This window comes from Thermosphaera sp., assembly GCA_038827615.1.
Taxonomy (GTDB): Archaea; Thermoproteota; Thermoprotei_A; order Sulfolobales; family Desulfurococcaceae; genus Thermosphaera.
In genome coordinates this window covers 38,792-50,858 of the sequence record JAWBNK010000002.1, presented here as the reverse complement: position 1 = coordinate 50,858, position 12,067 = coordinate 38,792, and the positions used below count along the sequence as shown (strand labels likewise).

Genomic DNA, 12,067 nt, shown 5'->3' with positions numbered 1-12,067 from the left:
TAGATCTATATATATGTTTATTAACCTGACTAGATCATTTAAAATATGTAAAGGGGATGCAGTTATGAGTAAGTTAAGATTTGTAATAACCATGTTAACCATCCTCATCCTCTACGCGTCGGTGGCTAGCTCACTCACGTTAGACGAGATAAGGGATATCGCGTCAAGCCCTGAAGGCGGCGACGTCCTCCTCAAATGGGTCCCGGGGGGATTCTGGTCAGCCCCCTACGTTGATGAGAATGGCGTGACGCGTCAGGAGTGTACGTGGCCCGGCCTCATGGTTACGAGAGATGATGGAACAACGCTTTGGATCGAGTCGAACTTCTGGAATATTGCAGACGGTGTGGGCGAGAACTATTTCAGGTTCATTAACTCAACCGATAAGTTCGCGTTCTACGTTAAGCTGGAGAACGTGACTACTCAATGGGGAGGAGTTGGCTGGGCAACCCCCGGCGCAGTAATAGTGGGTAGGGCGCCGCCTCAATTCGCCGCTCTGCCAGCTGTGGGAGGTTACTCCTGGTTCTCGCTTCCCATGAGCGTGAACGAGTTCATTCGTGACTACGAGGAGCTCTACCTTAAGGTCAGCTACGAGCTCGTCAGAGCAGAGAACACAATGGTGAGGTATGGATTGTTGCTATGGTTTGAGAACCCGGCGGGCGGCCCGCTGGCGGAAGTATATATCGCATTCCACGATGACTTCGGAGGGTGGGCCGGCGATAGAACCGTTGTGAAAACGATCACGGTCCCGTTGATCGTTGATGGCCAGCTTCTTATGGGTCAGTTCGAAGTGCAGCGAGCCCTCAGCGGGGGCGGGTGGGCGGCAATGGTTTTCCTGTTGAAGAACGCTGATCTAGTCAACAATTCAGTAGTACTTGACGTTAAGCCGTTTGTAGAAGTAGTATTCGAGCAGATGACTACTTACTTCCAAGTGCCGGCCGACAATCTCGTGTGGAGTAACATTGTTGCAGCATCATACTCAGGTAGCAATGGGACGAGCTTCGAGTTCGGCTGGATACTCCACGATGCGAGATTAATACCGCCTGAGCTGAGCCCCAAGATCATCGCAGTCACAGTAACCGAAACCGTGACCACGACGAGGACTGTTACAAACCTCATATATGAAACCGAGACGGTTACCGAGACAGAAACGAAGACTCAGTCGGTGGTAACGACCACCACGGCCACGACTACGGTAGCGACCACCGAGTACCAGACGGATTATACCATGACGGGCGTCGCCGGGATAGCGTTGCTGGTAGTAGGCTTCATCGTAGGATGGTTTATGACTAGGAAAAAAGCCTAGCTAGGGCGTTTCAATCCCTAAACGTATTTTTTCAACCCTCGTATTAAGCCTCGCGAACATTTCCACCATCTCCTGGTACGGTTCATCATCTATTTTCACCAACCCGTAGTTGCTGTTCTCCCCGTCGAACCTGCCCTCCTTGGGCTGGTCGAAGTACTGGAACCAGTGGTATCCAATCACGTATGGCAGTTTGATCAACCCGGTTACGAAGTTATATGTTAGGTTGGCCCTCTCGGACTGAGTGCTCACCGTTAGACCAGCCCCCCTTGTATTGGGTAGCCCGGAGTCCATGGCTCTGTACGAGAACTCTGTAACTATAATGGGTTTCCCGGTTAGCTGGAACAGCTCTGCTAAGGCGAGCGTGGGGGGAGACGCGTAATTGTATATGTTGACAGTGATGACGTCGACGTACTTCGACATTATCTTGAAAACCTCCCTCTTGTACTCCGTGTCGGGAAGCCCAGCCACCCTCACCCCGAGGATCAAGTGGTTGGGGTCATGCCTCCTAACCGCCTGCGTTGCAACGCTGAAGTATCTCTCAGCATACCTCTTGACGAATTCAACTCTAGCCTGGTACATCGTCGGAGTAGTTGGTAGCGTGCCAGTGTAGTTGAGGAGTTCATCGAAGCTGGTGAAGGACGTGCCCATCTCGCTGTTCAGCCGCGACAAGTCTCCCTCGTAGGCCTCTCTTATCACTTCGACAGCTACTCTCTTCCCGGGGGAAGTCGAGGGCATCTTGATGAAGTCATCCAGCAGGTGGTTGGGAGACCTCCAGTCGGGACCCCATCTCGGCTCGTTGTCGAGGAAGTACCCTAGCAGGAGGGAATCGTTGGATAGTGGGGCGCAGTTGAAGAACGCTTTAGTGTTAGCGTATTCGAGGAAAGAGTCTGAGAAAACATCCGGCATCCTCCCGGTTTGCCAGTCGAACCCGTAGTCTCCGAGAACGTTTAAGTTGACCGTGTAGGGGATGTGTTTGAACAGCTCCCTGGAGGACCAGGCTCCTACAGTGTTAAACCCCCATCTCAAAAGCCTTGAAACAGTGACTTCAACCCATTTATCAACGCTCCCATACCTCCTCAGCACGTTCACGTAGTACGGGGAATACCCCAGCGCCGGGGAGTAGTCGCCCATGTAGTCAACGTGGTTTACTCCCTTCGATATGAAAACATATCCCTCGGGATCAATGAACCAGTATGTTCCGTTTATTTCCTCGACGCGGAAGAAACCCGTTGCCCCGCTCCTGAGCCCGAGCCAGCCTCCGTACCTGGAGTAGTATTCAGGGTAGCCCACGAAGAACACCGACGTCCAGGTCACAGTAGTAGTAACCGTGGAGGTCTCAAATATAGTTGTGGTTTCAGTCGCGGTTACAGTCTCGGTTTCACGGGGACGGGCTCCCCCGGCAGCATAGTACAACCAGGCGTTGAACACGGTTGCTATCGCGATCAGAGCGATGACGGCTATGATGACCCTGCTTGTAGAGGGTTGTCCAGCCGTGGGCATGGCTTATTACCAAGTAAATACTAATTAAACTAGGAGATTTAAATAAACTTTTAATATCTACAGTGAGTCATGTCGAAACCGTAGCTCCCGTTTTAATATATATTTTTAAACCCCCATGGTTTAATATTAATACGAAAACCCTCTCTTGGTGGTTAACGTGTACTTCACCAAGAATTTAACAGTATTTATAGTACTCTTAATCACTGCTACCTCACTACTCGCTTCAGTAACTGGGAGCGTCGTTAACGCTCAAGAGTTTAGGCGCGAGGAAACAGTGTTCGTTACAGGCGCCCAGTGGACACCTCCCTCTACTTGGAACCCAATGTCCCCCTCTCAGACATGGGGGACATACAGCTTCGGCGGCTTCCTCTACCTGCCCTTGTTCCAATACGTTCCCGGGCTCGACACGTGGATCCCCGTGATCGGCGAAAGCTTCGAAATGATAGACCCTTATACTCTGAGGGTTCGCATCAGGAGCGAGGCAAGGTGGAGTGATGGCAAACCCATAACAGCGTATGATGTTGAGTACACTTACAACTTGTCGATGATTCTCGGCACCGGTCCAGCGGCAGGGTCACAAATATACTTGGCGGGAGTTAGGGCGGTGGGCGACAAGGAGGTTGAATTCTACATTAACAATCAAACCCAAAACTACATTATGTTCCTATTCTACAGCCTCCAGCTCGCCCCCGTTCCGAAGCATATTTACGATTACGTCTACTCCCAAATAGGTAGCGACATCGTTAGCTGGAGGAACTGCGGGGATGCATGTAGCGACGTGATAAACCTTCCACAAGTGGTCTCCGGGCCCTATAAGCTGTACTATTTCGACGAGCTCAGAGTAGCCTACGTTAGAGTAGATAACTGGTGGGGTAGAGCATTATTTGGGCTTCCATCCCCCAGGTACTTGGTTCACAGGATTTACTTGAGCAACGAGCAGGTTATAGCGGATCTCATGCAGGGTAATGTCGACTGGAGCGGCATATTCATACCGTATGTCTGGCAGCTCGCCAGCTATGGAGTGGGGACTTATTATTCTAGACCACCGTATTTCCGTCCAAACCAGATCCTAGTACTGTACATTAATAATCAAGTGGAGCATCTCCGCGACCCGGTCCTTAGGAAGGCCATAGCATATACTATCGACTACGACGAGATCATCGAGAAAGCCTGGTATGGATACACTAGTCAGGCGTCGATGTCTTTTATCTTTGAAATCTATCCCCAGTTCAGAGTGTGGATGGATAGAGAGCTGGCTCAACAGTACTGGGGTACTCCGGACGCTAAGGTGAGAACCAATAAGACGTATGCGAATATGCTCTTGGATCAAGCAGGGTACATCGACCGTAATGGAGACGGCTTCAGGGAACTCCCCAACGGCCAGTCGTTCAACATAACCATCATGGTTCCGTCGGGCTGGACTGACTGGATGATAGCGGCCGACCTGATAGCCGGGGATTTAAGGGACATCGGGATAAACGCCCAGGCCTCCCCAATAGACTACGGAGCGTACTGGGGCTACCTAAACTCGGGTACATTCACAGCTCTCCTGGGCTGGACGTCTGCCCCCACTTTCTCGCATCCCTGGGATACTTACAGGTACCTGCTGGACCCGAGAATCACCCCGCCCGCTGGAAACTGGGGGTGGTACAACAACACCGAGATGATTAGATTGATCGAGGAATCATCCAAAGCCTTCTCCTTTGAGGAGAGAATGAGGTATTTCTCCCTCATACAGGAGATAATATACAGGGAAATCCCGGCGATACCCCTCGTCTACACAGTCCAATGGTACGAGTATTCAACGCTCTACTGGGTGGGATGGCCAAGCGAATCCAACTCCTGGTGGACTGAGGTCGCGCCCTACAAGGAGTACTCGCTACCCTTATGGGCTCTATTCAGCCTAGCCCCCAAGGGGCAGGCCCCCTCTACTCCGGCATGGGCTAAGCCGGTGAGCGAGGGCGGCATTCTGATCCCGAACACCCACCTCCTCCAAATGCTCGCCAACATCACCGGCGCAGAGTTTGAAGTACCGACTGAAACCACCCCGGGCACTACTACCGAGACCACTGCCACTGAAACGCCTACCGGGACTTCACCGGGTCAGGGGGATCAGAGACAGCCCGGCGTGTCGACTCAGTTGCTGCTCATGATGATCGCCATAGCGGTCGTCACAATCGGAGTCATCGTGGGAGTGAGAGTGCTGGTTAAGAGACGAGGGTAGGTAGGGAGGAATGCGCCCCTTCATCAAATACTTGATAATGAAGGTTTTCTTCCTCGTAATCACGTACTTCATAGCCCTCGTAATCGTGTTTATACTTCCCCGGGCAGTCCCCGGCAACCCCGTTCAACAATTGATAGCCGGCTTGACCACGGGGGCTACCTCCCCGGAGCTCTTAAGCCAGTATGAGCAAGCCCTCGTGCGGGCTTTCGAGCTCGACAAGCCCTGGCACGTTCAATTCTTGAACTTCATCGCGAGAAGCTTCAGCGGCGACCTCGGGATCTCAGCGTCCTCCTACGGGGAGAGCGTTGCTGCTTTGATCGCGAGGCACCTTCCCTGGACCCTGGTGCTTCTCGTCCCCGCTAATATCGTCTCATGGTTCATTGGAAACTATGTTGGAGCGATAGCGGGGTATAAGAGGGGGAGCGCCGTTGAGAAGGCGTCAATACTGGTTGGCATAACTTTCTCTCAAATCCCGTACTACTGGCTCGCGATGACGCTCATATACGTGTTCGCCATCTCCCTGAGAATCCTCCCTCCCGGCTCAGCGTACGACCCCACTCTGAAGCCATCGCTCACGATAGAGTTCGCGGCAAGCATGCTTAGACACTACATACTCCCATTCCTCTCCCTCCTCATACCTGCAATAGGCGGGTGGATCATCGGCATGAGGGTTTTAACCAGCATGGAGCTCGGCTCTCCTTACATCCAGTTCAGCGACTCCATGGGCGTCCGAGATAAAGTATTGTTCAAATACGTGTTGAGGAACTCGATGCTCCCCCAGGTCACGGGATTGGGGATACAATTAGGCTTCGTGCTCGCAGGGCAGATCATTACGGAGCAACTCTTCAACTACCCGGGGATGGGGATCCTCCTCGCCAGGGCCCTCGGTACGAGGGATTACCCGCTGATACAGGGTGTATTCATGATTTTGATCGCGACAATACTTCTAGCCAACTTCATCGTCGACTTCATATACATACTGATAGACCCTAGGATAAGGCTCGGCCACAGAACGGCTTGAAGTGGTGGAGCATGAAGCCCGTCGAACTCCTATACCTCTTGTTCACTAACAAGAGGTTTATCATAGGCTTCGGAATAATCTTCTTCGAGCTAATGCTGGCGTTCATGGGGCCGCTCCTCTACCCCGTGGACCCATTCGACACCAGCAACCCGCCGTCGGTACCCCCCTCCGAGGAGTATCCCTTCGGAACCGACAGGTTCGGTAAAGACGTGTTCGCCCTGGTCATGTACGGAATAAGGAACTCGCTATACGTGGGCGTCCTAACGGGATTGTTCACGATCCTGATAGGGTTGACGGTGGGCTTGATAGCCGGGATTAAGGGCGGGATAGTCGACGAAGTCCTGATGTCCCTCACCAACGTCGTGATGATCATACCGAACGTCCTGCTGGCAATACTCATCCTCACCTACGTGGGAGTCGAGAGATCCGGGCTCGAGCTCGTCGCAGCAGTCCTCTCAATCACTGCGTGGACGGGTTTCGCGAGAGCCGTGAGAGCCCAGATCCTCTCGCTCCGGGAAAGGGAGTTCATATACCTGTCGAGGATGGCTGGGCTTTCAACGATCAAAACCGCCCTCCAAGACCTCCTCCCCCACTTAGCGACCTTCATACTCATCTCCTTCGTCAACTACATGAACGTGGGGATCAACGGGGAGGTTGGGTTAAGCATTCTGGGATTGACTTCGATCAGCATCGTAACCCTTGGCAAACTCCTCTATTTCGCGGCTATAACTCAAGCCTTCCTCTTCGGTCAGTGGTGGACGTTCCTAATCCCCGGGGTTATACTAATCCTCCTCTCAGCATCACTCCTCTTGATAGCCACCGCGATAGATGAAGTGTTCAACCCAAGGCTGAGGCGGATGTGAAATGGATAGGCTGACCCTCAAGAACGTTTCAGCGTACTATAGACAGTTGATCGTCAATAAGGAAGTATACGTGAGAGCCGTCGACGGCGTCTCCCTCTCGGTTAAGAAGGGCGAGGTCCTAGGGCTCGTGGGCGAATCAGGATGCGGGAAAACCACGCTGTCAAAGGTAATGATGATGAACATAAACCCGCCGCTCGAGTTCATAAAGGGCGAAGTCCAGCTTACGCGGAGAGACGGCGAGGTCGTCAACCTCCATAAAATGGACAGGGGCCTCCTCAAAAGCCTCGTGTGGGGGAAGAATATTTCCATCGTGCCCCAGGAAGCCATGTCTGCTTTAATGCCTACTTTAAAGGTAAAGAGGATCGCTTACGACCTCGTGAGAAGCCATGATCCCGACGCGAAGCTCGAGGAAGTTGTAGAGAGGTTGGAGAAGAGGCTTGAAGAGCTCGGGCTCCCTGACTACATCGTCGACCGCTACCCCTTCGAGCTGAGCGGCGGGATGGCTCAGAGAACAGTCATAGCCGTGGCAACCCTTTTGAACCCCGAGGTGATAATAGTCGACGAGCCTACTTCAGCCCTGGACGTGCTGACTCAGCGAATCGTTCTCAAAACCCTCGCCGACCTAATGGTGAAGAGCATAGTCGACTCAATGGTGTTCATAACCCACGACATAGCCGTCGTCAGGCAGATCGCGTCCAGGATAACCGTAATGTACGCTGGCAAAATCGTTGAATCAGCCCCCACGGAGGACATCATTTTCAACCCGCTCCATCCATACACGAAAGGGTTGATAGAATCCATACCCTCGCTGGAGCCGGAGGTGAGGAAGCGGGGGGTGAAATACATCCCAGGGCAACCGCCCCAGCTCGTGAACCCGCCTCAGGGGTGCAGGTTCGCGGACAGGTGTAGCTTCGCGATGGAGAAGTGCAGGAGGGAGGAGCCCCCGTTGATTAAGGTCGGCGAGGGGAGAGAAGTAGCATGCTGGCTGTACGTGGAGAGGTGAGGCGTGCGTGAGAATCGTGCTGGAGACGAAGGGTCTCACCAAGGTTTTCGAGTCAGGGTTTTTCAAAAGGGTGGTGGTCAGGGCTGTGGACAACGTGTCGGTAAGGCTCAGCGAGGGCGAAGTAGTCTCGCTAGTCGGTCAAAGCGGGTCGGGCAAGACGACTCTGGCTAAGATGATACTAAGGCTCCTGGAGCCCACGTCGGGCGACATACTATTCCAGGGGAGAAACGTGTGGAGGGATCTCAAGACTCTCGAGGACTTGAAGTGGTATTGGAGGAACGTTCACGCAGTGTTTCAAAACCCCTACGCCAGCTTCAACCCCTTCTACAAGATAGATCGAGTGCTCCGCCAAGCGCTCATGCTGATCGGGGTTGACCCCGACTCTCCGGAGGGGGACAAGGCTGTTAGGGAAGCTCTTGAAGTCGTGGGGTTGCGCCCTGATGAAACGCTTGGCAAATACCCCCACCAGCTGTCGGGAGGGCAGCTTCAAAGGATCTTGATCTCGAGGGCTTGGATCATAAAGCCGAAACTCTTGCTGGCCGATGAGCCCGTCTCCATGCTGGACGTGTCGACAAGGGGGAAGATCCTCGAGCTATACGATACCCTGCGCAGGAGCCTCGGCACAACCATAGTTTTCATAACACACGACCTCGGCTTAGCCTACGCGGTGTCCGACAGAGTCCTCGTAATGTACAAGGGGAAGATTGTGGAGGAGGGCTCGCCCGATAAGGTGATCCTAAACCCCGAGCACGAGTACACTAAGGAGTTGTTGAAGAGTGTTCCAACACTCTACAAGAAGTGGTCTTAGCGGGGTGGATGCGGGGTGAACGCCATCCAAGCCTACGCGATCATACTCGCGGCAATGGCTGTCCCCGGAGCGCTGGCCTTGTTGAGCAACCACATAAGTGCTCACGCTACGTTGCCGGCCGACCGGTTTGAGCTAACCTGGCTCGAAGACTTCAACGATAATCAAATAGATGAAAACGTGTGGAACTTCAACATCGGCGACGGATGCCCAGACCTATGTGGCTGGGGGAACGCCGAGCTGCAGTACTATCGCAGGGAGAACGCTTTCATCGAGAACGGCAACCTCGTGATCGAGGCAAGGAGAGAGCCCTTCACGGATCCAGAGACCGGGGGGACGTACGAGTACACGTCGGCAAGGCTCGACACCATTGGGAAGCTGGCCATAACCCCGCCGGCCAGGATCGAAGTCAGAGCCAAGCTTCCATTAGGCAGGGGGGTGTGGCCCGCGATATGGATGCTGGGCGAGGAGTGGAGCCTTTCAAACGTTCGAGCATGGCCCTCCTGCGGGGAGATAGATATAGTGGAGCTCATAGGGAGCGAGCCGGACGTAGTGCATGGAACAGTCCACGCGCCGTACTGCTACGGAGGGCGGGGAGTAACCTCACGGTACAGGTTGCCAAGGGGGTTCGACTTCTCCCAGGACTACCACGTCTTCGCTCTGGAGTGGACTGGAGACTACATAGCGTGGTTCGTCGACGGCCAATTGTACCACGTAGTGACTAAGAGGGAGTTTCAAAGCAAGGGTTGCACCTGGGTGTTCGACAAGCCCTTCCACCTCCTCCTGAACATCGCGGTGGGAGGCTACTGGCCCGGTAAGCCCGACAACACTACGCCGTTTCCAGCGAGAATGTACGTAGACTACATTAAGGTATACAAGGTGCTAGAACCCGATCCACTGCTCAGTCAAACCGACGACTCAGACAACGAGATCCTAGTGAGAACTAGGGGCTGGCCCAGCGTCTCCCTGGAGAGGATTGTGAACGGAGACTTCGTCATGCCCGTTAACAAGGACAATAGTCCGTTGTTAAATCCAGACGACTGGTTCCTAGAGGGCAATATCTCGGTCCTAGAAGACGTTAAAACTTCGGGCGGCGTTCTAACAGTGACTATTAAACCGGGACTGGAGAGTGAGACCCTCATAGGTCTATCCCAGCTGCTGTGGGTGAGGCAGAACGTTGACTACGAGGTGAGAGTGAAGGCTTGGAGTAATCAGATATTAAATCTCACGCTGGAAATATCGCTTCCATCAATACCGCGTAAGACGTACTACTCGAGCGTCCTTGAGCTGAAGGAAGCTCCCGAATTATTCAGAGCAAAGTACTCTCATTCAGCTTTAAGCGGCAACGTGGTTCAGTTAACGCTATGGATTCACGCAAAACCAGGTTTGACTGAGAGCCAGCTAGTCCATCTAGACGAAGTAGAGATCTGCCCAGTGGAAGCATGCCCAGCTCCACCGGTCACCGAGACCACGGAGACGACAACCCGGGAGGATAGTGAAACCACTACGCAACCCCCGACCACTACTACTACGGTGACAACGCCTCCACCAGAGACGACTCTGCCGCCTCTCCAACAACCCCAGAGATTCCCCGTCGAGATTGTCGGCATCGTCTCAGCCCTAGTCGCACTGCTCGCAGGCGCCCTATTATTGAAGTTTAAGAGGAAGAGGTAGGCTTGTCGGCTGAAGCATACAGGGGTATAATATTCATCCTCACCTGGTCGCTCGTCCTTGAAGTAGTAGCCATACTACTCCTAGCATCGACGCAAGGAACCGGGGAGATGGTAGCAGGGGTCTCCATTCTAGCGTTGATAACGGGGATTCTACTCGCCTTCTTCGTTCACAAGGCTAGGAGAGCAGTGCTCGAAGAAATAGAGTAGCCTGGAGGGCTTCGCAGGAGTTATTAAGCATCAAAGGCCTTAATTCTCCTCCAAGCCGGAGTTGTAGCTTGATGTCGGTTGGGCTGGGATTCTTCTGCTCCACCTCGCGGAACGAGCTCACGACCAACAGAGTGCTCAGGCTCAGAAACCTCAGCGGGGAGAATGTTTTGAGAATCTTCGAGAAAAACCTCGAGGACTTCAAGGCGCTCCTGAAGATGTCCTGCTCAATGGGCTTAACCATCTTCAGGCTTGGATCAAACATAATCCCATTAGCCTCGAGGCCGGAGTTCAGGGAGGAGTGGTTTCAAGAGATCGAGGAGAGGTTGAGGAGGGCGGCGCCCCTCGTCAAGGAAATGGGGGTGAGGATAACCATGCACCCCGGTCAGTACGTGGTTTTAAACAGCCCTAGAAGCAGTGTTGTCGAGAGCTCGCTTAGAGAGCTTGAATACCACTTTCGAGTTCTCGACGCCCTGGGCGCTGGGGCGGAGGGAGTGGTAGTGGTCCACTTGGGAGGGGTTTTCGGCGACAAGGCTGAGGCCTTGAAGAGGTTTAAGAGAACAGTCGAGGATAACCCGTGGCTCAGGAGGAGGCTGGCCGTTGAAAACGACGAGAGATACTACACCGCGTCCGACGCGCTGAGCACTGCGGAAGACCTAGGCATCCCCGTGGTCTTCGACCACTACCACCACACCCTAAACCCCTCGGCCTTCGACATGGACAGGGTATTCGAGACCTGGAGGAACACCACTCCCGAGTTCCACATCTCCTCCCGCCCCGACAAGCCCCACAGGTTCGGCGAGCACGGAGACTACGTGAAGCCGGAGGACTTCCTCGACATGCTCTTCATGATAGGGGGGCGCGGCCCGGTCGACGTGATCGTTGAAGCAAAGAAGAAGGAGCACGCTGTGAAGAGACTCATCAGCGAGCTAGAAAAAGCCGGAGTTAGGCTACGAGAACCGCCTTGCGTGGCTTCTTACTCGACAAGTGGGATTTGAGACCAGGGTTAAATGTGAACGGCGGAGTCAGGTCACACTGAAATTTACATAGTTTATTTGGAATCTATATAGTTTTCGAATTTTTTATTTATAGCTAACAGCTCGTATTCGCTTCTCCTGGAGTGGAATGATGAGGTTCGCCTTGAAAACAGGTGTAGCGTTGGTAATTGCGGCGATAGCTGTAGGCGTTGCGGTGGTCGCCGTCTTTAACCCGTTTTCGCTCAAGCCGGAGGGAGAGTACTTGAGGCTTAACGTTCAGCTAACCGGGGCCGGGTAGCGTTCTAGTATCCTCAGATAGCTGAGTGGGCTTCGAGGTTTCAAACCGTGCTTTTCAACCCATTTCTTAGGGAGGGATACTGTGAAGGTCGACCCGCCGGTCAGTTGAACCCGTCTAAGGATCCTAGTCAAACACCACACCCTGAGAGGATCCGCGCGGACCCGGGGGGCCAGCTACTTTATGTGAGGGATTTCAA

At 53.5% G+C, this 12,067-nt stretch carries 11 protein-coding genes; 10 read left to right on the top strand and 1 reads right to left on the bottom strand.

Annotated elements, in window-relative coordinates:
• Window positions 1-64: 64 nt before the first annotated feature.
• The gene (locus QXH45_06520; protein ID MEM2078898.1) at window positions 65-1,303 is read left to right on the top strand and encodes a hypothetical protein; all 1,239 of its coding nucleotides are present in this window, start codon (window positions 65-67) and stop codon (window positions 1,301-1,303) included.
• Here QXH45_06520 and QXH45_06515 read toward each other — a convergent pair whose 3' ends face one another.
• Complete coding sequence (locus QXH45_06515) at window positions 1,304-2,803, bottom strand: beta-agarase (GenBank protein ID MEM2078897.1); 1,500 nt, start codon at window positions 2,801-2,803, stop codon at window positions 1,304-1,306.
• A 157-nt stretch (window positions 2,804-2,960) separates the two neighbouring features.
• On the opposite strand from QXH45_06515, the gene QXH45_06510 reads away from it, so the two are divergent.
• The 9 genes from QXH45_06510 to QXH45_06470 all read left to right on the top strand — a co-directional run bounded on the left by QXH45_06510 (window position 2,961) and on the right by QXH45_06470 (window position 11,871).
• On the top strand, window positions 2,961-5,027 hold the full coding sequence (locus QXH45_06510; GenBank protein ID MEM2078896.1) for an ABC transporter substrate-binding protein: 2,067 nt from the start codon (window positions 2,961-2,963) through the stop codon (window positions 5,025-5,027).
• A gap of 10 nt (window positions 5,028-5,037) precedes the next feature.
• A complete protein-coding gene (locus QXH45_06505; GenBank protein MEM2078895.1) occupies window positions 5,038-6,048 on the top strand; it encodes an ABC transporter permease in 1,011 nt (336 codons plus the stop codon).
• An 11-nt stretch (window positions 6,049-6,059) separates the two neighbouring features.
• Entirely contained in the window at window positions 6,060-6,911 is an 852-nt protein-coding gene (locus tag QXH45_06500; protein MEM2078894.1) for an ABC transporter permease, read from the top strand.
• Between the two features lies 1 nt (window position 6,912).
• Window positions 6,913-7,914, top strand: a complete 1,002-nt coding sequence (locus QXH45_06495) for an ABC transporter ATP-binding protein (GenBank protein ID MEM2078893.1) — start codon at window positions 6,913-6,915, stop codon at window positions 7,912-7,914.
• Between the two features lie 7 nt (window positions 7,915-7,921).
• Complete coding sequence (locus QXH45_06490) at window positions 7,922-8,722, top strand: ABC transporter ATP-binding protein (GenBank protein ID MEM2078892.1); 801 nt, start codon at window positions 7,922-7,924, stop codon at window positions 8,720-8,722.
• A gap of 15 nt (window positions 8,723-8,737) precedes the next feature.
• On the top strand, window positions 8,738-10,393 hold the full coding sequence (locus QXH45_06485) for a glycoside hydrolase family 16 protein (GenBank protein MEM2078891.1): 1,656 nt from the start codon (window positions 8,738-8,740) through the stop codon (window positions 10,391-10,393).
• A 2-nt stretch (window positions 10,394-10,395) separates the two neighbouring features.
• On the top strand, window positions 10,396-10,599 hold the full coding sequence (locus QXH45_06480) for a hypothetical protein (protein ID MEM2078890.1): 204 nt from the start codon (window positions 10,396-10,398) through the stop codon (window positions 10,597-10,599).
• 71 nt (window positions 10,600-10,670) lie between these two features.
• Complete coding sequence (gene uvsE, locus QXH45_06475) at window positions 10,671-11,594, top strand: UV DNA damage repair endonuclease UvsE (protein MEM2078889.1); 924 nt, start codon at window positions 10,671-10,673, stop codon at window positions 11,592-11,594.
• Between the two features lie 130 nt (window positions 11,595-11,724).
• On the top strand, window positions 11,725-11,871 hold the full coding sequence (locus tag QXH45_06470; GenBank protein MEM2078888.1) for a hypothetical protein: 147 nt from the start codon (window positions 11,725-11,727) through the stop codon (window positions 11,869-11,871).
• Window positions 11,872-12,067: the final 196 nt, after the last annotated feature.